This window comes from Oceanisphaera psychrotolerans (genome assembly GCF_001870485.1).
In the GTDB taxonomy this organism is placed as follows: domain Bacteria; phylum Pseudomonadota; class Gammaproteobacteria; order Enterobacterales; family Aeromonadaceae; genus Oceanimonas; species Oceanimonas psychrotolerans.
This window is the reverse complement of sequence record NZ_MDKE01000070.1, coordinates 1-20,733: the sequence shown is the minus strand read 5'-3', so window position 1 is coordinate 20,733 and position 20,733 is coordinate 1. Positions and strand designations below refer to the sequence as shown.

The window sequence follows — 20,733 nt, the reverse complement described above, 5'->3', positions numbered from 1 at the left end:
CCCGGTTCACTCTTTGTATAAGTAATGCGGCCCTGATGGCAGAGTCGTTTCTCATCAATTGATAGTGTTTTATTTCGAAACTCACATCATTAAATCGAAAGTTATTACCAGGATTTGGCGTTTATCTTTCTATTAATAAGCTATATATCGACTTGATGTTGCAGGCTGTGCACATAAAATTAATACATAGGCATGGATTTGCTTGGTGACTGCATTGCTGCATTATAAGTCGGAGTCAGGGATGGGCGAAGATTTATTTAACCTTGTCCTCGTTGTTTGTTTTTGGATCTGACTGATTTGGCTCTTTTAGAGGTAGCTATTTTAATCGTTGTATTAAAAGTCTGATTCTGGATTAAACAATAGGCAGGTTGTTATGCTGGCTGTTTTCACAAAAGAAATGATATTTCTGCTTGCGGTTCTGGTGTCTGGGTGCTCCACGATGGCTTCATCTCCATCACCCAAGGTTGATGTTATCTTTGCCGAAATCAGGCTGGTTGATGAAATAAAAGAGCGCAAGGACGCATTGGGTCTTTCACGCTGCACACACAATGTATGTCAGATACAGATACGGCGGGATGTATATCCCCTTTGCATTACTCATGAGGTGATGCATGGGTTTAGTGGTAGCTGGCATTCAACGAATGATAGTACGGAATATTGCCTTGTCGAACGCTGAATTTCAGGTGATAAAGTTATCATGTAGATATTAGGCGTCAATGAAATGACATCGAGGCTGTTGAAATCAATGACCGCATGCCATCTTTTTTAATATGTGCATAGCAGGCTTCCAATCCCATTGATTAAGTATGTTGAAGAGACACACCTGTTGATATTTCACTTATCAGGCGATTTATTGTGAACTATAAATGGGCTTGAAGCCGAAAGCTTGAAGCCTCATCCTGTCTGTTCCTTCTTTCAGTACCGATACGGCACGCCTTTCGGCGTGGTCTTGAAGCGGCGGTGCAGCCACATGTACTGCTCCGGGGCGAGGCGGATGGCGGCTTCCAGCACCCGGTTGCTGGCGATGGCATCCTGCACGTCGTCACCGACCGGAAAGTCGGCCATGGGGGGCTGGATCAACAACCGGTAACCGTCTTTTTCGCGCAGGGTGAAGCAGGGCAGGGTAACGGTTTTCTTGACCCGGGCCAGGGTAGCGGTGCCGGTGATGGTCGCGGCTTCTTCGACCGCGAAGAAGGGCACGAACACGCTGGCATGGCGACCGTAGTCGTGGTCCGGCGCATACCAGAGCGCATCGCCCTGGCGCAGGGCCTTGAGCATGCCCTTGATGTCGAGCCGGTCCACCAGATACTTGTTGGAGCGGCAGCGGCCCTGCACCTGGGCGTATTCCAGCACCGGGTTGGTGTTGGGACGGTAAACGCCGACGCCGGGCCGATAGAGGCCGAACTGGCGGGCGTTGAGCTCCAGAGTGAGAAAGTGGGCCGACAGCAGCAGCATGCCCTGGCCCCTGGCCACGGCCGCGTCCACATGCTCGGTGCCTTCCATGCGGGTGATGGCACCCATGCGCCAGTGGGGCCAGAACCAGGCCATGCCGGTCTCGAACACGGCGCAGCCCACGCTCTCGAAGTTGGCCTCGAGAGTGCGTTCCCGCGCACTCGCGTCCAGTTCCGGCAACGCCAGTTCCAGATTACGGCGGGCGACCCTGACCCGGGATTTCAGCAGTTTCATCGACAGCCTGCCCAGGCCGCGGCCCAGTGCCATCTGGCGCGCCAGGGTAACAGTGTCACCAGCAGCCACAGCAAGCCGAGGCCCAGCCAGTTCAATGCATAGCGCGGGTGCAGCAGCGCCAGGGTAAAGGGGGGGAGCCGAGAGTCGTGCATCGCAATCGCCATTATCAAGGTTCGTCATTATCAACATGTGACGGAATTCTAATTAACTCGGCCGCGAATGGCCACCAAAGGCCGGTCGACGGGTGCGATTATGGGTGGCTGTGATAATATTTCCCCTTTCCCATGTTCAAAAGAGTCGGAACCATGAAGATCAAGTTGCCGGAATTCGATAGTGCCAGGGTGTTGGTGGTAGGAGATGTGATGCTGGATCGTTACTGGTCTGGCCCCACCGGACGTATCTCGCCCGAAGCTCCGGTGCCTGTGGTCAAGGTTGAGCACAACGAAGAGCGTCCCGGCGGCGCGGCCAACGTGGCACTGAACGTGGCCGCACTGGGTGCCAAGGCCCGGTTGCTCGGGCTGACCGGGGCCGACGAGGCGGCAACCTCGCTGCAGGACAAGATGCAGGGTGTGGGAGTGGAGTGTGACTTCGTGCGTCTCACCAGCCACCCCACCATCACCAAGTTGCGGGTGATGAGCCGCAACCAGCAGTTGCTGCGGCTGGACTTTGAAGAAAGCTTCGCACCGGAAGATGCCGCGCCGCTGACCGACAAGACCCGAGCCGCCCTGAGCCAGGCCGGGGTGGTGGTGCTGTCGGATTATGCCAAGGGCGCCCTGACGCAGGTGCAATCGCTGATCCAGGCCGCCAATCAGGCCGGTGTGCCGGTGCTGGTGGACCCGAAGGGTTCCGACTTCGAAAAGTATCGTGGCGCCACCCTGCTCACCCCCAACATGAGTGAATTCGAAGCGGTGGTAGGCAAGGTCAGAGACGAAGAGGAGCTGGTGGCCCGCGGGCGGGAACTGGTGAAACAATTCGATCTCAAGGCGCTGCTGGTCACGCGGTCCGAACATGGCATGACCCTGATCCACGATGATCAGGACGAGTTGCACCTGCCGGCCCAGGCCCACGAGGTGTTCGATGTCACCGGCGCCGGCGATACCGTGATCGCCACCCTGGCCACCTGTCTGGCCGCCGGACTGCCGCTGGACGAAGCCTGCGCCCTGGCCAACGTGGCCGCCAGCATAGTGGTAGGCAAGCTGGGTACCTCCACCGTTTCCGCCATCGAGCTGGCCAATGTGCTCTACGGCGCCCCCGAGTCCGGTATGGGGGTGGTGAGTGAGCAGCAGTTGAAATACGTGGTGGATGCCGCCCGTCGTCGCGGCGAGAAGATCGTGATGACCAACGGCTGCTTCGACATACTGCATGCCGGCCATGTGTCCTACCTGAATCATGCCCGCCAGCTGGGTGATCGGCTGATAGTGGCGGTGAATACCGACGCCTCGGTGCGCGCCCTCAAGGGGGATGGTCGCCCGGTGAACACGGTCGACCGCCGGATGGCGGTGCTGGCCGGTCTGGGAGCTGTGGACTGGGTGGTGCCCTTCGGTGAAGATACCCCGCGCCGGCTGATTGCCGAGACCCTGCCGGATGTGCTGGTCAAGGGCGGCGATTACCAGCCGGAAGAGATTGCCGGCTTCGAGGAAGTGACCGCCAACGGCGGCGAGGTGAAGGTACTCAACTTCGAGGACGGTTGTTCCACCAGCGCCATTATCGAGGCGATCCGCACCCGGTAATGAATGCGCAGCCACAGGCTGAACAGCAACAACAAGGGCTTCCCCGCACAGGGAAGCCCTTTTTATTTAATGCCAGGGGTGCCAGGCTCCTTCAGCACGGCCGGGGAGCCAACACCGGTTACTGTTCCAGCCAGAGCTGTCCGTCTTTGGCGACGACCGGCCAGACCTGTACGGCGGTATCTTCCTGCTCCAGGCAACGGCCGTTGCGCAGGGAGTAGTGGTGCTTGTAGAGCGGGGAAGCGACACAGGGCTCGCCCTTGATGTCGCCCAGTATGCCCCGGGACAGTACCTGAGCCTGGCCCAGGGGATCCCAGTTGTCGAGGGCGAAATAGCCCAGGCCCGGCAGGTTGAACAGGGCCAGCTGTCGCCCCTCTACCAGAGCGGCCATACCACCGTACTCGGGCAGCTCATCCAGTTGGCAAAGACGCATGAGACTCATGATAGCTCCTTGATTTCAATCATTTCGGTGGGACGGATCTGACCGCGTCTGCGCTCGAAGACGATGCTGTCGTCGGCCTGGTCGGTGTTGACGAAGCTCCTGAAGCGCTTGAGCTTTTCCGGGTCATCGAGGGTGGTCTTCCATTCGCACTGATAGCTACCGATAACGTGGGTCATGCGTCCTTCCAGCTCTTCCGCCAGGCCGAGTGAGTCTTCGATCACGACCTGCTTCAGGTAATCCAGGCCGCCTTCCAGGTTTTCGGTCCATACCGAGGTGCGCTGCAGGCGATCGGCGGTGGCCACGTAGAACATCAGCAGCCGGTCGATGTAGCGGAGCAGGGTATCGGTATCCAGGTCGGTGGCGAACAGATCCGCGTGGCGGGGGCGCATGCCGCCATTGCCGCCGAAATACAAGTTCCAGCCCTTCTCGGTGGCGATCACGCCCACGTCCTTGCTCTGGGCCTCGGCGCATTCACGGGTACAGCCGGACACGGCAAACTTGAGCTTGTGGGGGGAACGCAGGCCCTTGTATCTGTGCTCCAGGGCCACGGCCATGTCCAGCGAGTCCTGCACGCCGTAGCGGCACCAGCTGGAGCCGACACAGGATTTCACCGTGCGCAGCGACTTGCCGTAGGCATGGCCGGTTTCAAAGCCGGCGTCGATCAGCTCCTGCCAGATCAACGGCAACTGCTCCAGGCGGGCGCCGAACAGGTCGATGCGCTGACCGCCGGTGATCTTGGTGTAAAGATCGTAGCGCTTGGCCACCCGGCCGATGGTCAGCAGCTGATCCGGGGTGATCTCCCCCGCCGCACCCGGGGCACCACCGAATAGGTGCCGTTTTTCTGTATATTGGCGAGAAAGGCGTCGTTTGTGTCTTGCAGGCTGGCATGTTTGGGTTCCAGTACATGCTCGTTCCACAGGGAGGCGAGGATGGAGGCGGCCGCCGGCTTGCAGATATCGCAGCCCAGGCCCTGACCGTGTTTGGTGCGCAGTTCTTCGAAGCTCTTTATCCGGCCGACCTTGATCAGATGGAACAGCTCCTGACGGCTGTAGGCAAAGTGCTCGCAGATACTCTTGTCGGCGGTGATGCCCTGTTCTTCCAGCGCCTGGTTGACCACCTGGCCAAGCAGGCCGCTGCAACCGCCACAACCAGTGCCGGCCTTGGTGCAGGCCTTGACCGCAGATACATCGCAGGCCCCGCCCTGAACGGCGTCGACGATGGCCCCCTTGGTGACATTGTGGCAGGAACAGATGGTGGCCGTCGCCGGCAGGGCTGCCTTGGCTGCACCGCCCTCGGCACCTTCCGGCACCAGCAGGGCCAGCGGATGGTCCGGCAGCGGCATGTCGTTGAGGTAGGTTTGCAGTAGGCTGTCGTAGTCGCTGGTGTCTCCCACCAGTACGGCGCCGAGCAGGCGATCACCCGCTTCATTCAGCACCAGCTTCTTGTACAGATCCTTGCTCCGGTCGAGCAGCAGCACTTCCTGACTGCCCGGGGTCTGGCCGTGGGCATCGCCGATGGCGCCGACTTCGACTCCCAGCAGCTTGAGTTTGGTGCTCATGTCGGCACCCTGGAAAGCCGCTTTTGTGCCCAGCAACTGGGCTGCGGCTACCCGGGCCATCTGGTAGCCGGGGGCCACCAGACCGAACAGCTTGCCTTCCCACAGGGCACATTCGCCGATGGCCAGTATGGCCGGATCCGAGGTCTGGCACTGATCATCGATGCAGATGCCGCCGCGTTCGCCCAGCGTGAGGCCGGTGCTGCGCGCCAGGGCATCCTGGGGGCGGATACCGGCGCTGAACAACAGCACATCGGTTTCCAGCACGGCCCCGTCGGCGAACTCCAGGCGATGACGGGCGCTTTCGCCATCGATGATGTGGCGGGTGGTTTTCTCGGTATGTACCTGCACGCCCAGACGGACGATTTTTTCCTTCAGCAGGGTGCCGCCCTGCTCGTCCAGCTGGACCGGCATCAGTCGCGGGGCGAATTCCACCACATGGGTTTCCAAGCCGAGCAGGCGCAGGGCGTTGGCCGCCTCCAGGCCGAGCAGGCCGCCGCCGATCACCACCCCGGTTCGGGCCTGTTTGCAGGCCGCCTGAATGTCGGCCAGATCATCCAGGGTACGATAGACAAAGCAGTTTTCCCGCTCGTTGCCCGGAATGGGCGGTACAAAGGGAGTGGAGCCGGTGGCCAGCACCAGCCGGTCGTAGTTCAGGGTATGGCCGAGGGAGGTGGTCAGGCTTTTGGCCTCCCGGTCGATGCCGGTGACTTCCTCGTTCAGGCGCAGGGTCACGCCATGGTTGGCGTACCAGTCGGCGCCGGCCATGGACAGTTGTTCCGGGGTCTTGCCATCGAACACTTCCGACAGGTGCACCCTGTCGTAGGCGGCATGTTTCTCGGCACCGAACACGGTGATCTCGTACTGCTCCAGACCCTGCTGGTCGATCAGCTGCTGTATCAGGTGGTGGCCAACCATGCCGTTGCCGATCACGATAAGTTGTTGTTTCATCATCTTTAATCCTTAAGCCACCTTGGACTTGCTGGTGATTTGGCTGACCTTGTTGTGGCCTTCGTACAGGAAGCTGAGTACCCGCCGGCGCAGTTTGTGATACAGGGCATCGTCACTGAGCTGGACCCGGTTGCGCGGGCGATCCAGAGGGATGTCCAGGATCTCGCCGATGGTGGCCGAGGGGCCATTGGTCATCATCACGATGCGATCCGACAGCAGCACGGCTTCGTCCACATCGTGGGTGATCATGATCACCGTGTTGCCCAGCTCGGCCTGGATTTCCATCAGCGAGTCCTGCAGGTGGGCCCGGGTCAGGGCATCGAGGGCGCCGAAGGGCTCGTCCATCAGCAGCACCTTGGGATCCACCGCCAGCGCCCGGGCGATACCGACCCGTTGCTTCATGCCGCCGGAGATCTCGCCGGGCAGCTTGTGCGCCGCATGGTTCATGTGCACCAGCGCCAGAAAATGCGCCACCCGCTCTTTGCGTTCGGCCTTGCTTTGCCGGGTAAAGGTATTGTCCACCGCCAGGGCGATGTTCTGCTCCACCGTCAGCCAGGGCAGCAGGGCATGATTCTGGAACACCACGGCCCGTTCGGGGCCGGGGCCGTCCACTTCCCTGCCTTCCAGGATGACGCCGCCGGTGCTGGGGGCGTAGAGTCCGGCCACCAGGTTGAGCACGGTGCTCTTGCCACAGCCGGAGTGGCCGATCAGCGAGACGAATTCACCTTTCTGCAGCTTGAGGTTGATGTTCTTCAGGGCTTCGAATTCACCCTTTTCGGTGCGAAAACGCATGTCCACACCGCTCAGTTCCAGGTAATGCTTGCTCATGTCAGTCTCCTTAGCGGCTGGCGCTGCTCTTGTCCCAGGACAGTTGTTGCTGCAATGCCAGCATCAGGCGGTCGAGCAGGTAGCCGATCAGGCCTATCACCACGACCGCGACCATGATGCGGGCCATGGAGTCGCTGCTGCCGTTCTGGAATTCATCCCATACGAATTTGCCGAGGCCCGGGTTCTGGGCCAGCATCTCGGCGGCGATCAGGACCATCCAGGCCACCCCCAGAGACAGGCGCATGCCGGTAAAGATCATCGGAATGGCGCTGGGCAGCACAATCTGGCGCACGTGGGTCAGGCTCGACAGGCGCAGCATCTTGCTGACGTTGATCAGGTCCTTGTCCATGTTGGCCACTCCCACGGCGGTGTTGATCAGCATCGGCCACAGGCTGCACAGGGTGACGGTGACCAGAGAGATCAGGAATGACTTGGATACCAAGGGCTCGGGGGACACATAGAGGGCGCTCACCACTATGGTCACCAGTGGCAGCCAGGCCAGGGGGGATACCGGCTTGAGCAACTGCACCACCGGGTTCATCGCCTGATACAGCTTTCCGTTCAGCCCCAGGGCGATACCGGCCGGGATGGCGATGGCCATGGCCAGCACAAAGCCGGCGGCGACCGTTTTCAGGCTGGTAACGATCTGATCGAAGAAGGTGGGGCGACCGGTGAAGCTCCGCACCCGTACCTTGGCGTCGGGGTTCTCGGCCTTGATGGCCAGGTTACGGGCGATCTGCCGGTCGTAGAAGGCCCGCTCACGGTCGCGCTCGGCCTGATGCTCCTGCACCAGATTGGAAAATTGCTGCCCGGTTTGCACCGGGCCGGGCAGGGTACCGAGGGAAGTGGTGACCTGCGCCGCCAGCAGGTGCCACATCAGCAGGAATCCGGTGATGCCCAGCAGGGGGATCAGGGTCCTGGACAGCTGGCGCAGTGAGAACAAGGCGGTCAGTCGGGGTAGGGTGATACTGTTCATCATGATGCCTCCTTAGAGCTGGCTATCGCCGGTCAGGCCGATGGCAAACTGGTCGATGTAGGCGTTGGGGCTGCGACCGTCATAGGTCTTGCCATCGATAAAGTCGCTGGTGACGGGGCGGAAGCGTCGCGGCTGTCCAGCCCGGGGAAGTCGTCGGCAGACAACTTGCCTTCGGCGATCAGCGCCTTGGCGGCCTGGGTGTAGATATCCGGGCGATAGACCCGCTTGGCTTGCTCCAGATACCAGTCATCGCTCTGGGCCTGGGGGATCTGACCCCAGCGGCGCATCTGGGTCATGAACCAGATGGCATCGCTGTAGTAGGGATAGGTGGCGTTATGACGGAAGAAGACGTTGAAGTCCGGTGCCTGACGCACATCCCCCGGCTCGTACTCGAAGGAACCGGTCATGCTGGCGGCAATCACCTTCTTGTCGGCACCCACGTAGTAGGACTGGGACAGGATGCCGACCGCTTCCTCGCGGTTGCCGTTGTCGTCCGCATCCAGCCAGTGGGCGGCGCGCAACAGCGCCTTGACCAGGCGGAGATGGGTGTTGGGGTTGGCGTCACTCCAGTCCTTGCTGACCGCAAAGACCTTCTCCGGGTTATAGGGCCAGATGTCGTGGTTGGTGATCACCGGCACGCCGATTTTCTTGAGCACGGCCTGCTGGTTCCAGGGCTCACCCACGCTGTAACCGTCAATGGTACCTGCCTCCATGGTGGCGGGCATCTGCGGTGGCGGGGTCACCGACAACAGTACATCGGCCTGCAGCAGGCCGCTGTTGTCGCCCTTGTGCGGGGCGTAGAGACCGGGGTGGATGCCGCCGGCGGCGAGCCAGTATCTCAGTTCGTAGTTATGGCTGGATACCGGGAATACCGTGCCCATTTGCAGCGGCTTGCCGGCCTGCTGATATTCCGTCAGGGCCGGTTTGAGTGCCGAGGCGGAAATAGGGTGTACCGGCTTGCCGGCCTCGTCCAGCTCGAGGTGGGGCTTCATCTTGTCCCACAAGGTGTTGGATACGGTGATGGCATTGCCGTTCAAATCCATGCTGAAGGCGGTGACCAGCTCGGCCTGGGTACCGATACCGAGGGCCGCGCCAATCGGCTGGCCGGCCAGCATATGGGCGCCGTCCAGTTCTCCGGAAATGACCCGATCCAGCAGTACTTTCCAGTTGGCCTGGGCTTCGAGGGTGACATACAGGCCTTCATCCTCGAAAAATCCTTTCTCGTAGGCGATGGCCAGCGGGGCCATATCGGTGAGCTTGATAAAGCCGAGGGTCAGCTCGTCTTTTTCTGCCGGACCGATATTGCTCTCGGCTGTGGCCTGGGATGTCAGGCCGAGGCTCAGCGCCCCGGCCAGGACTGTCTTTTGCCATAATTTCATCTTGATACTCCCTGTCATTTGAAATCCTGTGTCGCGGCTGGAGAACTTTGAGTCGCTCCGAGCGAACTTCTTGTTAAGGGGTATCAAGATGCGTGCCAAATTTTATGTTATTGATTGTTGGTGATTTTTGTTTTTTTTGTAACGTTAAAGGCCCTGGAAATATTCCTGTTTCACCAAGATAAGGCAGGGTTGCACTATTACTTACCAGTACCCGCCAGCAAAAAAAAAAAACTCCCATGCAGTACATGGGAGTCAGCCAAATGGCAGAGTATGGAGACGCGTCAGAAGGAAAGGCCTGTCTTCAGGCCGGTAAAACAGGGGATTAGGCTACAGCCAGAGTGTCCAGGCTATTCAGGGTGGCGGTCAGTTCGGCTCGCAGGCCGACCACTTCGCCGATCACCATCAGTACCGGGCCCGATGGCGTCAGGCCGGCGGCGGTTTCCGACAGTTGTCCCAGTGCGGTGATGCACAGCTGTTGAGCCCGGGTCGTGCCCGATTCGATCAATGCCACCGGCAGTTGGGAAGGGCAGCCTTCTGCCAGTAACTGCTGCTGGATCACGTCGGCCTGCTCCAGGCCCATGTAGAACACCAGGGTCTGGCCGGCCTGGGCCAGGGCGGACCAGCCCCTGAATTCGCCGCCTTTTTGCAGGTGGCCGGTCACCAGGGTCACGGCCCGGGACAGCCCTCTGTGAGTGAGCGGGATCAGGCTGGAGGCGGCACAGCCCAGGGCGGCGGTGATGCCGGGCACCACGCTGAACGGGATCTGATGTTGCTGCAGGTAGAGGGCTTCTTCGCCACCGCGGCCAAAGATAAAGGGATCGCCCCCCTTGAGTCGCACCACCTGTTTGCCGCTCCTGGCCAGGCGCACCAATACGGCGCAGATATCCTGTTGCAGTGCACTGGCCTTGCCGCAACGCTTGCCCATTTCCAGCCGCTTGACCCCGCCGGGGATCAGCGCCAGTATTTCCGGGCTTACCAGGCTGTCGTAGACACCACATCGGCTCGTTCCATTGCCCGCAGGGCCTTGATAGTCAACAGTTCGGGATCGCCGGGGCCGGCGCCCACCAGGGTGACATGCATGTTCTGATTCATGATTTTTCTCCTTGAGGCTGCTCCTGACAGGCTGCCATCAACTGCTTCAATTCGGGTACGCAGGAGCCGCAGCGGGTGCCGCATTTCAGTTGCTGCTGCAATTCGTCAAGCTGCTCGACGCCATCGGCGATGGCCTCGCGGATACGCTCTTCGGTTACGCTCCAGCAGCTGCATACCAGTCGCCCGTTGCCGGCCAGAGCCTGGCTCAATTGGCCGAGCAACAGGCTGGGTTGCAGGGTGCTGCCCAGCAGGGAAGCCAGTGGTTCGGGGTTAATCTGCCAGGGGGACTGGCCGAGCAGCAACAGGTGCTCGATCTTGCCTGCATCCAGTCCGACCAGCAGCCGGCCCTGGGGCAGGGGCCAGTCCAGCCAACTGCCTTCGCTGGTCAGGGCGGTCCTGGCCTCGTTCATCGAGGTCTGTGAATCGATCAGGCTCCAGCATTCACCAGCCTCCAGCGGGCGTCGACTCCACCATTCCGGCAGCCAACGGGGAGCATCCAGGCCTATCCAGCTCGCCTGCCATTGATGACGTACCGCGGCGACCTGCACCCGGTTCTGCTTGAAGGCCGGCTGACCCGAGGTGGGGCAGCCACGGGCGCCGACCAGATCGTTGACCCTTCCGCCCGAGCTGAACTCACCACTCCAGTGCATGGGCACGAATACCTGGCCGGGGGTGATGCTGTCATCGGCGACCACCCGCAACAGGGTATGGCCACGCTCGTTATGCAGCTGGATCAGCAATGCCTTGTCGAGGCCGGCCCGGGTCAGGGTATCCGGGTGTATCTGCGCCTGGGGTTCACTGGCTGTGGCCATCAACCTTGCTACATGGCCGGTGCGGCTCATGGTATGCCACTGATCCCGCAGTCGGCCGGTATTGAGTAGTAGCTGGGTTGTGGCCTGTGCAGCTGACTCCCGGGGATGAGCCGGGTGCAGGTGCGCCTTGCCGTCCGGAGTAGAGAAGCGGCCATCGACAAACAGCCGGGCCGGGCCCGACAGCTGGCCCGTCAGGGGCCAGCTGCGTGGTGTCATCAGTTGATATTGCTCGTCGCTCAGGCGGCTCAGGGCCGAAATATCGAACAGTCGCTCGCCATCGTTCTCGAAGCCGGACAGGGCCGCGTGCTCGCGGAAAATGGCGGCGGGCGAGTCGAAATCGAATGCCTGTTCAAAGCCCATGGCCCTGGCTACCTGACAGATGGCCCACCAGTCGGGCTTCGCGGCGCCGGGCGCCGGCTTGAACGGACGCTGACGGGAGAGGGTACGGGCCGAGTTGGTAACGGTGCCGTCTTTTTCACCCCAGCCGGCGGCGGGCAGCAGGACCCTGGCCAGCCGGGCGGTATCGGTGTTCGGGCTGATATCCGACACCACCAGCAATTCGCACTTTTCCAGGGCGCGGCGGGCACGGGCGCTGTCGGGCAGGGACACCGCCGGGTTGGAGCCCATGACCCACAGCGCCTTGATCTCACCCCGTTCGAGGGCGTCTATCATCTCCATGGCCTTCAGGCCCGGACCCGGGGCCAGGTTGTCGGTTTGCCAGAAGCGGGCCACCCTGTCCCGGTTGGCGGGGGCGAAGTCCATGTGGGCCGCCAGCTGGTTGGCCAGGCCGCCGACTTCCCGGCCGCCCATGGCGTTGGGCTGGCCGGTGAGGGAAAAGGGCGCCGCTCCCGGCTTGCCGATACGCCCGGTCAGCAGGTGGCAGTTGATGATGGCATTGGCGTTGTCGGTGCCGCGTTCCGACTGGTTGATACCCATGCAGAACAGGGTCAGGGTTTTCGGGTGTTCGAGGAAGAGCCGATAGAAACGGTCCAGCTCGGCGACACTCAGGCCGGTGGCGTCGGCGACCTTGTCGGTCGTATATTCGGGACCACTCAACGCCAGACTCAGTTCGGCAAAGCCGGAGACACGCTGCGCTATAAAAGAGTGGTCCAGGCAGGTGCTGTCCAGGATGCGGCGTGCGAGGCCGTTGAACAGCATCAGATCCGAGCCGGGGGTTATCTGCAGATGCAGATCCGCCTGCTGGCTGGTGGCGGTGCCCCGGGGGTCTATCACTATCCACTGCTGATGGGGATTGGCGGCTCTGGCCTGCTCCAGTCGACGAAACAGTACCGGGTGGGTCCATGCACTGTTGGCACCGACCAGCACCACCAGCTCGGCCTCGTCGATATCTTCATAACAGGCGGGCACGGCGTCTTCGCCAAAGGCTCTTTGATGGGCGGCGACGGCGGAGGACATGCACAGACGGGAATTGGTGTCGATGTTGGCGGAGCCGATAAAGCCCTTCATCAGCTTGTTGGCTACATAATAGTCTTCGGTCAGCATCTGACCCGAACCATAGAAGGCCACGGCCTGGGGACCATGCTGCTCGATAATCCTGCTGAAACCGGCGGCGACGGCAGCAATGGCCTCGGGCCAGTCCAGTTGCCTGTCGTCTACCCGGGGATAGAGCAGGCGGTTGGGCAACGTCTGACTCTCTCCCAGTGCCATGCCCTTGACACAGAGCGCACCCTGGTTGGCCGGGTGCAGGGTATCTCCGGTGACCGCACCCTGCTGTCGATCTTGACGCCGCAGCCAACGCCACAGTAAGGGCAGGTAGTGTGGATTGAAGCTGTCATAATGGCCCCGTGATTAAATGCGTTACATCTATCAAGCAAGGCCTGTGCCATTAGCGTTTTTTTGTTATTAATCAGTTATTCATATTCATGCGGAGGCAGCCGCCTGCACAATAATAAGGCATAAAGAGGCATGATGGTGCAAGCAGACGGAACCCCGACCGTGGTGGTTCAAGGTGGGGCGGCACGCTCGGGCGGCGCCATAATGGAGTGGGACCAGGTCTCGATGAAGTGCTTGCTGGCGAGCCGATCCTGCAGCGGCAGCAACGCCGGCGACAGGGGAATGAGGGTGATCGGGCCCTGAGCCTGCACCGCCAGCCTGACGTCACCCGAGTCTGGCTCCAGCAGCGGATGCAGACCGCTTTGGGCGAGCAGCGCCTGACCGCGGGCCGACAGCATGAAATCGAGCAGGTCGCCGGCTGCGGTGGGATGCGGCGCCGAGTTGGGGATCAGTGCCAGCCGCATCAGCATCAGGGTATAGTCTTCGGGCGCCAGTGCCTCCAGCTGCGGGTAACGCGCCAGTGCCGAGGAAACATAGGAGCCGAGCAGGTTATAGCCGATGGCCATCCGGCCCTGAGCCAGACTGTCCAGCATACCGTTGCTGGTGTCGTCGAGGCGAACGGCGAGGCTGCCGAAGGCCTCCAGCAGGCGGCCGTACATCAGCCCCTGCTGACTGTCCTGGCTGGCCAGTAGATAGCCGACGCCGCTGGTGGTGATATCGTAGGTGGTGATGCGGCCGGCAAAGCGGGCGGGATCCCGGCGCAGCAGTGTGAGCAGTTCCTGCCGGCTGCGGGGCACGGAGTGCGGGCCGAGCAGGGTCCGGTTGAAGACCGTCAGCACCGGCTCGAAGGTAAAGGCGAACAGTTCATGGCGCCAGTGAACCTGGCTGGGCAGCGCCAGGGTACGGCTCGAACGATAGGGGCGGGCGTGGCCGTCGTTGACCAGCTTGAGCTGCAGATCCATGGCCGAGCTAATCAGCAGATCCGCCGGCGAGTCGGGGCCTTCGGTCAGAAAACGGTCATGCAATTCCCGGGTATTCAGATCCACCAGCCGGATGCTCAGCTGGGGATGCGCCTGCTGGAACTGCAGCAGCAGCGGTTCCAGATGGCGATAATCGGTGGCACTGTAAATCACCAGCTGTCGCTGCGAGCTTGCCTGCGCCGGCAGCAGGAATTCCTGCGCCGCCTGCACAGGCAGGACCAGAAGCAACAGGCTCAGTACAGGTGTGAGCAGACGTGGCAGTATCATGAGCGGCTCCGGTGGGACTCAAAGTGGATCTCGACCTGCAAGCCGCCGGGCTCGTTGTCCTGCAGCAGGATGCGGGCGCCGTGGTGCTCCGCCACATCCCGGGCGATGGCCATGCCCAGACCACTGCCCCGATAGCGGCCGCTGTGGCCCCGGTAGAAACGCTCGAATACCTTTTCCTTCTCGGTCATGGGGATACCCGGCCCCCGATCCCGGATAAGGATGGTCGGCTCGGGTGACTGGCGCAGCAATATTTCCACCTGGCTGTCGGGAGGAGAGTGGGCCACGGCATTATCGATCAGGTTGTTCAGCATCTGGGTCAGGGCAACCTCGTCTCCCTGTATCCACAAGGGCGTATCCGCGGCCTCGAAGGACAGCGCCACCCGCCGTTGCAGGGCCGGCACCGCCAGCAGCAGGCAGACCTCTCTGACCAGGGCATTCAGCTCTACCGGTATCAGCTCCTGGCTGTGAAAACGATGGTCCAGCATTGCCTGATTCAACAGGTGATCGACGGTGAGCGCCAGTTGATCGCATTGCGCTATCAGACCGTGCAGCAGTGTACGTTGTTTGCCGGCATCCTGTTCGTCCCGGGCGTTCTCGCTCAGGGCGCGCAGGCTGGCGAGGGGCGTGCGCAGCTGGTGGGCGGCGACCGAGGTGTTGTCCTCCAGCCGGGTCAGCATCTGCTGCTGACGGGCAATGAAATGATTGATGGTATTCAGCAGCGGCAGGGTCTCGCTGGGCACCGGCAGTGACAGGGGTGTCAGATCCCGGGGTCGTCGCCGGGCCAGCGCCCGGGCGATCAGGGTAAAGGGGCGCAGGGCGTAATAGATACCGAGCCACAGCAGCAGCAGGGCGCACAGCAACAAGCCGAAAATCAGCTCCAGGGCGGGATACAGAATCTCGTCGGCGAGTTGCTGGCGGGCCAGCCGGGTCTGGGCCAGCTCGATCTGGATTTCATCATGCGGCAGCCGTTCGGTATTCAGCCGGATCAGTCGGGCGATCCGAACGGGCTCGCCGTCAAATTCGGCATCGAAGAAGTCCGGCTGTTGCAGGGTCAGTTGCCGTTGTGAGGGGGAGCGGGGCGGCGGCGCTGGCAACGACCGATAGCCGGTCAGGAAAGTCCCGTTGATGCTGATCCGGTAGAAGACGCGGTCCTGTGGCGCCAGCGCCAGGGTGGCGAAGGCGGAAACCGGAATATCCACGACCACCCCCTGCTCGGTGTGGCGCACCGCATTGGCCATCTGCAGGGTGGCGCTGTTGAGCATGATGTCGTAGCTGCGATCGGCGGTTTTCTGGCTGTAGGAGATCATCAGCCCCATCGCCAATAACGCCAGGCCGACGAGCACGGTGCCGCTGAGCAGCAGCAGGCGCCGACGCAGGGCCGGATGATGGCCCGGGGCCTTGTTCACGGCTGCATGACCCGGGCGACATAGCCGAGGCCGCGCAGCGTCTGTATCTGGAGCGAGCTGCCGGCCAGCTTCTTGCGCAGGCGGGCAACATAAAGTTCGATGGCATTGGCGGACGGGGTTTCATCGGCATTGAACAGTTTTTCGGTCAGCTCTTCCTTGCTCATCACCCGCTCCAGACCGCTCAGAAAAATCTCCAGCAGACGAAATTCCCGATTGACCAGCGGGCAGGGCTGTCCGTCGATGGTGACCGTTTTGGCGTCGCGGTTGAACACCAGGTTGCCGTGTTCGCTGATATTGGAGGCATAGCCCTGCTTGCGTCGCAACAGGGCTCGCACCCGGGCTTCCAGCTCGCCGAAGTCGAAGGGCTTGGTCAGGTAATCGTCGGCGCCCAGATCCAGCAGCTTGATGCGATCATTTATCTGATTCCGGGCGGTGAGGATCAGCACCGGAGTATCGGTCTTGCGCTGGCGCAGCTCGGCCAGCACCCCTTCGCCGCCGAGGCCGGGCAGGTTGAGATCCAGGATGATCAGATCGACCCGCTGGTGGCGCAGCCAGTCGGCAGCCTGACGGCCGTTACCGATAAGGTCGGTGCCGTGACCCAGCTTCTGCAACCGGTCGGCGATGGCTTCACCCAGCACCATGGTGTCTTCTATCACAAGAATGCGCACGATTTATTCCTCTGTTGGTCGGTGACAGCTTGGTGACAGCTTTGAGGGGTAGCATGCTTGACGTTAACAACGTGTTCACACAAAGAACACAAAAACATGGAATTGTCCTCAAGGAGATAACAAGATGAAATCAACCCCTCTGGTTCATGCTGTTCTGGGTGCTGGTCTGCTGGTAATGGGCGCCGGCTCTGCCCATGCCGAGTTTACTCCCAATAAACCGGAATGTATCGCTCCCGCCAAGCCGGGCGGCGGTTTCGATCTGACTTGTCGCATCCTGACCTCCAGCCTGGACAAGTCCGGCCTGCTGAAAGAGCCGATGCGGGTCACCTTCATGCCCGGCGGCGTGGGTGCCGTGGCCTATACCCACATGAACAGCAACCGTCGTACCGACGACAACGCCGTGGTGGCGTTCAGCTCCGGCTCTTCCCTCAACCTGGCGCTGAGCAAGTTTGGCAAGGATCTGGATGTGGATGATGCCCGCTGGATTGGTGCCGTCGGTACCGACTATGGCGCCATCATCGTCAAGGCCGATGCGCCCTGGAACAGCCTGCAGGAGCTGGCGGACGAGATCAAGTCCAACCCCAGCCTGGTATTCGGTGCTGGCGGCACCGTGGGCAGTCAGGACTGGATGAAGGCGGCTTTCCTCTATCGCAGCCTGGGGCTGGACCCGCGCACCATGCGTTATGTGGCCTACGAGGGCGGTGGCGATGCGCTGGCGGCGGTGCTGGGTAACCATATTCAGGTGTACCCGGGCGATGTGTCCGAGATCAAGGGCCAGCTGGACGCGGGCATAGTGCGGGTACTGGCGGTGTTGTCACCGGAACGGCTGGAGGGCGACTTTGCGGCTATCCCCACTGCAACGGAACAGGGCTTCGATATGGAATGGCCCATCATGCGCGGCTTCTACATGGCGCCGGAGGCGTCTGACGATGCCTACAACTACTGGGTAGAGCAGTTCAATGATCTGTATCAGACCGATGCCTTTACCCAGGTGCGCAACAATCAGGGCCTGTTCCCGCTGTCGATGGCCGGTGATGAGTTTGAGGCCTACATCAAGGCCGAGGTCGAGAAATTCCAGAACCTGTCCCGCGAGATGGGACTGCTCAAGTAAGAGGTGGCCGCATGGCAGATCGTGTTTTTTCTCTGGTACTGATGTTGGCGGCGGTGGCCCTGGGGGCTGCCGCCTGGCAACTCGAGGTACCCTTTCAATATGAACCCGTGGGCCCCAAGGCCATTCCCCTGATCCTGGCGGTGCTGCTGTTTGGATGCACGGCCTGGCTGGCGGTCAAACCCGATCGCCTGAAGGAGAAGTACGGCCGCAGCATGTTCGGCCGTCACCTGCTGGTGGTACTGGGGCTGCTGGTGTATGCCTGGAGCTTTGAAGTACTGGGTTTCATGATATCCACCGTGCTGGTCGGTACCGTCTTTGCCCGGCTCTTCGGGCTGGGCTGGGGTAAGGCCGCGCTTTATTCCTCCGTCCTTGGTGGTGTAGGTTATGTACTGCTGAGTCGGGTGCTGGAACTGAATGTGCCGGTTGGCGCCGTGTTTGGAGGTTAATAGTATGGATGTCTTTTCTAGCCTGGCCGAAGGCTTTGCCGTCGCCCTGACGCCGATGAACCTGGCGCTGGTACTGGCGGGCTGTTTTTTCGGTACCCTGATGGGCGCCCTGCCGGGCATAGGGCCGATCAACGGCATCGCCATCTTGTTGCCGCTGGCCTACTCGATGGGTCTGGAGCCGGCGTCGGCCATCATATTGCTGGCCGGAGTCTATTACGGCGCCGAATACGGCGGTCGTATCTCGAGCATACTGCTCAACGTGCCCGGAGATGCGGGTGCCATCATGACCACGCTGGATGGTTATCCCATGGCCAAACGGGGCGAGGGTGGCCGGGCGCTGGCGCTGTCGGCGGTGTCGTCTTTTGCCGGCTCCATCGGCGCGCTGATCCTGCTGGTCATCTTTACTCCCATGCTGACCAAGCTGGCGGTGACCTTCGGCCCGGCCGAGTTCGTGGCGTTGATGGTGTTCGCCCTGTGCTGTCTGGCCTCCATGGTCGGCTCGCGTCCGGTAAAAACCGTGATTGGTGCCGTCATCGGTCTGGCGCTGGCCACCGTCGGTGTCGACTCGGGCACCGGTGTACTGCGTTTCACCTTCGGTCTGACCAGCCTGTTTGATGGCGTCGACTTTCTGGTGGTGGTGATCGGCATGTTCGCCATCAGCGAAATTCTGTTGCTGGTGGAGCATCACTACAGCGGTAACACCAAAATAGACAAGGTGAGCAAGTCGTTCGTCAAGGCGGCAGATCTGGTGGCGGTGCGCTGGACGGTGCTGCGTTCCACCCTGATTGGCTTCGTGATCGGCGTGCTGCCCGGCACCGGTGCCTCGGTGGCGAGTGCCGTGGCCTATGGTACCGAAAAGCGCATGGCCGGTGAAAACAATGAGTTCGGGCAAGGCGACGTGCGTGGCCTCGCCGCTCCCGAGGCGGCCAACAACTCGGCGGCTGTGGGTTCCATGGTACCGATGCTGACCCTGGGTATCCCGGGCTCCGGCACCACCGCCATTCTGCTCGGCGCCCTGTTGCTGTTTGATGTAACGCCGGGTCCCTTGCTGTTCAGCCAGAAGCCGGATATCGCCTGGGGTCTGATCGCCTCCATGTTCGTGGGTAACATCGCCCTGCTGGTGATGAACCTGCCGCTGGTCGGTATCTTCGTGCGCATGCTGAGCGTGCGTCAGGCCTACCTGGTGCCGGTGATCGTGATGCTGACCTTCGTGGGCATCTACTCGATCCACGGGGCCAGCTTCGATCTGTTCTTCATGATAGTGCTGGGCGTATTCGGCTTTATCCTGCGCAAGCTGGATTTCTCGCTGGCGCCGGTGATCCTCGGTCTGGTGCTGGGTGAGGTACTGGAAGACAACCTGCGCCGGGCACTGTCAATCAGTGCCGGTGACTGGAGCATACTGTTCAACAACGGTGTGACCCTGAGCCTGTGGGGCTTCAGCATCCTGGTGCTGGTACTGCCCTGGGTGATGGGCCGACGCAAGCGTCGCCGTGAAGCCTTGCTGAAGCAGGAGGCGGCGCAGGCATGATGGCCTGGCTCCGTACCTGTGCGCTGGGTGCGGCGGGAGGAGGACTGGCCCACTGGGCCGGTTTTCCGTCCGACTGGCTGCTGGGAGCCATGCTGCTGGTGGCCCTGTCAGCCGCGCTGGGGGTGGAGGTACACCTTCCCAAGGCCCTGCTGTCTCCCATTCAGGCGGCTCTGGGCGTGGCCGTCGGCCTGCGCCTGGAGCTTGATTTCCCCGGCCCCGTTTCGCTGTTGTTCAGCGTCACGGGGCTTTTGCTGTGTCTGGCTACCCAGATCCCGCTGACCCAGTATCTGCTGCGCCGCATTGGCTGGTCGCAGCAGGAGGCCATGCTGGCGGCCTCGCCTGGAGCCTTGTCGGTGATGGCGGCACTGGCCACCCGGCTGGAAAATCCGATTCGGGTGATACTGTCGCAAACGGTACGGGTGATTGCCCTGGTGGCCACGGTGAGTGCCGCCATGCTGCTGGAATGGGTGCCGGCGGTCGATACGCCGGTGGTACGGGAGCTGTCACTGCCGGTCAGCGTACTGCTGATCCTGATGGCATACGGGGCGGGATACCTGGGCGACCGGCTGCGGCTGCCGGCCAGCTATATTCTGTCCGGGGTACTGACCGCGTGCGGTTATGCGGCCTGGCAGGGCGGCGCCTCGGTACCGGCAACGGGCATTATTCCGATCAGCATGATACTGCTGGGGGGGCTGGTCGGCAGCCGGCTCAAGCCATTGCCGGCCCGGGAAATGGGCTATCTGCTGCTGATCGGCATCCTGATCAGCCTGTCCAGTTCGGTGGTGTCATTGATCTGGGCGGGGGCGGTAGCCTGGTGGCTGGAGATACCGGTGTTTCAGGTGTGGCTGGCCTATGCCCCGGGCGCGGTGGAGGCCATGATCTATCTGGCGCTGGTGACCGGGCTGGAGCCTTCCTGGGTCATCTTCCACCATGTGCTGCGTATCCTGGTGCTCAGTGCCAGCGCCGGCTGGCTGATGCGGCAGGCCGGCAGCGGCGAGTCGACCGAGGACGAAAAAGGGAAGGCGTGATGCCAAGCCATTCCCCTTTCGTGTGCATGGCTTGAGGCGGGGAAAATGGGCGACGTA

General features: G+C 61.5%; 16 protein-coding genes and 2 pseudogenes. 5 read left to right on the top strand and 13 right to left on the bottom strand.

The annotated features are described in order from the left end of the window. Positions 1 to 915: 915 nt before the first annotated feature. A pseudogene (gene lpxL / locus BFR47_RS16910) lies at positions 916 to 1,838 on the bottom strand (LpxL/LpxP family Kdo(2)-lipid IV(A) lauroyl/palmitoleoyl acyltransferase). A 153-nt stretch (positions 1,839 to 1,991) separates the two neighbouring features. Here lpxL and hldE point away from each other — a divergent pair. Continuing rightward, complete coding sequence (hldE, locus tag BFR47_RS16905; RefSeq protein ID WP_071474156.1) at positions 1,992 to 3,416, top strand: bifunctional D-glycero-beta-D-manno-heptose-7-phosphate kinase/D-glycero-beta-D-manno-heptose 1-phosphate adenylyltransferase HldE; 1,425 nt, start codon at positions 1,992 to 1,994, stop codon at positions 3,414 to 3,416. A 118-nt stretch (positions 3,417 to 3,534) separates the two neighbouring features. On the opposite strand, the gene nirD is transcribed toward hldE, so the two are convergent. The 12 genes and pseudogenes from nirD to BFR47_RS16855 all read right to left on the bottom strand — a co-directional run bounded on the left by nirD (position 3,535) and on the right by BFR47_RS16855 (position 16,563). Further along, positions 3,535 to 3,855, bottom strand: a complete 321-nt coding sequence (nirD, locus tag BFR47_RS16900) for a nitrite reductase small subunit NirD (RefSeq protein WP_071474155.1) — start codon at positions 3,853 to 3,855, stop codon at positions 3,535 to 3,537. Next, positions 3,852 to 6,364: pseudogene (gene nirB, locus BFR47_RS16895) on the bottom strand (nitrite reductase large subunit NirB). The gene nirD and the pseudogene nirB overlap by 4 nt, the downstream one beginning before the upstream one ends. 9 nt (positions 6,365 to 6,373) lie before the next feature. After that, positions 6,374 to 7,189, bottom strand: coding sequence for an ABC transporter ATP-binding protein (locus tag BFR47_RS16890; RefSeq protein ID WP_071474154.1), 816 nt, complete (start codon positions 7,187 to 7,189; stop codon positions 6,374 to 6,376). Between the two features lie 10 nt (positions 7,190 to 7,199). Further along, complete coding sequence (locus tag BFR47_RS16885) at positions 7,200 to 8,168, bottom strand: ABC transporter permease (protein ID WP_245748982.1); 969 nt, start codon at positions 8,166 to 8,168, stop codon at positions 7,200 to 7,202. Between the two features lie 29 nt (positions 8,169 to 8,197). After that, positions 8,198 to 9,544 (bottom strand): CmpA/NrtA family ABC transporter substrate-binding protein, encoded by a 1,347-nt coding sequence (locus tag BFR47_RS16880; protein WP_245748981.1) that lies wholly within the window; start codon positions 9,542 to 9,544, stop codon positions 8,198 to 8,200. Positions 9,545 to 9,866: 322 nt separating this feature from the next. Further along, positions 9,867 to 10,475, bottom strand: a complete 609-nt coding sequence (gene cobA, locus BFR47_RS16875; protein WP_281245990.1) for a uroporphyrinogen-III C-methyltransferase — start codon at positions 10,473 to 10,475, stop codon at positions 9,867 to 9,869. A gap of 41 nt (positions 10,476 to 10,516) precedes the next feature. Continuing rightward, on the bottom strand, positions 10,517 to 10,636 hold the full coding sequence (locus BFR47_RS19505) for an SAM-dependent methyltransferase (RefSeq protein ID WP_281245989.1): 120 nt from the start codon (positions 10,634 to 10,636) through the stop codon (positions 10,517 to 10,519). Beyond that, entirely contained in the window at positions 10,633 to 13,116 is a 2,484-nt protein-coding gene (locus BFR47_RS16870; protein WP_245748980.1) for a nitrate reductase, read from the bottom strand. The genes BFR47_RS19505 and BFR47_RS16870 overlap by 4 nt, the downstream gene beginning before the upstream one ends. Then, the gene (locus BFR47_RS18885) at positions 13,062 to 13,244 is read right to left on the bottom strand and encodes a hypothetical protein (protein WP_245748979.1); all 183 of its coding nucleotides are present in this window, start codon (positions 13,242 to 13,244) and stop codon (positions 13,062 to 13,064) included. The genes BFR47_RS16870 and BFR47_RS18885 overlap by 55 nt, the downstream gene beginning before the upstream one ends. A gap of 168 nt (positions 13,245 to 13,412) precedes the next feature. Then, positions 13,413 to 14,489 carry an ABC transporter substrate-binding protein gene (locus BFR47_RS16865; RefSeq protein ID WP_071474153.1) on the bottom strand — a complete coding sequence of 359 codons (1,077 nt, stop codon included), beginning with the start codon at positions 14,487 to 14,489 and terminating at the stop codon, positions 13,413 to 13,415. Continuing rightward, positions 14,486 to 15,895 carry a sensor histidine kinase gene (locus BFR47_RS16860; RefSeq protein ID WP_071474152.1) on the bottom strand — a complete coding sequence of 470 codons (1,410 nt, stop codon included), beginning with the start codon at positions 15,893 to 15,895 and terminating at the stop codon, positions 14,486 to 14,488. The genes BFR47_RS16865 and BFR47_RS16860 overlap by 4 nt, the downstream gene beginning before the upstream one ends. Then, complete coding sequence (locus BFR47_RS16855; protein WP_071474151.1) at positions 15,892 to 16,563, bottom strand: response regulator transcription factor; 672 nt, start codon at positions 16,561 to 16,563, stop codon at positions 15,892 to 15,894. Before BFR47_RS16855 ends, BFR47_RS16860 begins: the two co-directional genes overlap by 4 nt. Positions 16,564 to 16,687: 124 nt before the next feature. On the opposite strand from BFR47_RS16855, the gene BFR47_RS16850 reads away from it, so the two are divergent. Genes BFR47_RS16850 through BFR47_RS16835 form a run of 4 tightly spaced genes read left to right on the top strand, consistent with a single transcriptional unit; the run spans position 16,688 to position 20,676 of the window. Beyond that, positions 16,688 to 17,674: a Bug family tripartite tricarboxylate transporter substrate binding protein gene (locus BFR47_RS16850; protein ID WP_071474150.1), complete on the top strand. Its 987-nt coding sequence runs from the start codon at positions 16,688 to 16,690 to the stop codon at positions 17,672 to 17,674. A gap of 11 nt (positions 17,675 to 17,685) precedes the next feature. Continuing rightward, a complete protein-coding gene (locus BFR47_RS16845) occupies positions 17,686 to 18,120 on the top strand; it encodes a tripartite tricarboxylate transporter TctB family protein (RefSeq protein WP_071474149.1) in 435 nt (144 codons plus the stop codon). Positions 18,121 to 18,124: 4 nt separating this feature from the next. Then, positions 18,125 to 19,648: a tripartite tricarboxylate transporter permease gene (locus BFR47_RS16840; protein WP_071474148.1), complete on the top strand. Its 1,524-nt coding sequence runs from the start codon at positions 18,125 to 18,127 to the stop codon at positions 19,646 to 19,648. Beyond that, positions 19,645 to 20,676 (top strand): AbrB family transcriptional regulator, encoded by a 1,032-nt coding sequence (locus tag BFR47_RS16835; RefSeq protein WP_071474147.1) that lies wholly within the window; start codon positions 19,645 to 19,647, stop codon positions 20,674 to 20,676. Before BFR47_RS16840 ends, BFR47_RS16835 begins: the two co-directional genes overlap by 4 nt. The last annotated feature ends 57 nt before the right edge of the window (positions 20,677 to 20,733 follow it).

What these genes read in the sequence shown, in the direction of transcription:
- hldE (WP_071474156.1), top strand. Translation starts at nt 1,992, where the DNA reads ATGAAGATCAAGTTGCCGGAATTCGATAGTGCCAGGGTGTTGGTGGTA.
- nirD (WP_071474155.1), bottom strand. Translation starts at nt 3,855, where the DNA reads ATGAGTCTCATGCGTCTTTGCCAACTGGATGAGCTGCCCGAGTACGGT.
- BFR47_RS16890 (WP_071474154.1), bottom strand. Translation starts at nt 7,189, where the DNA reads ATGAGCAAGCATTACCTGGAACTGAGCGGTGTGGACATGCGTTTTCGC.
- BFR47_RS16885 (WP_245748982.1), bottom strand. Translation starts at nt 8,168, where the DNA reads ATGATGAACAGTATCACCCTACCCCGACTGACCGCCTTGTTCTCACTG.
- BFR47_RS16880 (WP_245748981.1), bottom strand. Translation starts at nt 9,544, where the DNA reads ATGAAATTATGGCAAAAGACAGTCCTGGCCGGGGCGCTGAGCCTCGGC.
- BFR47_RS19505 (WP_281245989.1), bottom strand. Translation starts at nt 10,636, where the DNA reads ATGAATCAGAACATGCATGTCACCCTGGTGGGCGCCGGCCCCGGCGAT.
- BFR47_RS16870 (WP_245748980.1), bottom strand. Translation starts at nt 13,116, where the DNA reads ATGGCACTGGGAGAGAGTCAGACGTTGCCCAACCGCCTGCTCTATCCC.
- BFR47_RS18885 (WP_245748979.1), bottom strand. Translation starts at nt 13,244, where the DNA reads ATGACAGCTTCAATCCACACTACCTGCCCTTACTGTGGCGTTGGCTGC.
- BFR47_RS16865 (WP_071474153.1), bottom strand. Translation starts at nt 14,489, where the DNA reads ATGATACTGCCACGTCTGCTCACACCTGTACTGAGCCTGTTGCTTCTG.
- BFR47_RS16850 (WP_071474150.1), top strand. Translation starts at nt 16,688, where the DNA reads ATGAAATCAACCCCTCTGGTTCATGCTGTTCTGGGTGCTGGTCTGCTG.
- BFR47_RS16845 (WP_071474149.1), top strand. Translation starts at nt 17,686, where the DNA reads ATGGCAGATCGTGTTTTTTCTCTGGTACTGATGTTGGCGGCGGTGGCC.
- BFR47_RS16840 (WP_071474148.1), top strand. Translation starts at nt 18,125, where the DNA reads ATGGATGTCTTTTCTAGCCTGGCCGAAGGCTTTGCCGTCGCCCTGACG.
- BFR47_RS16835 (WP_071474147.1), top strand. Translation starts at nt 19,645, where the DNA reads ATGATGGCCTGGCTCCGTACCTGTGCGCTGGGTGCGGCGGGAGGAGGA.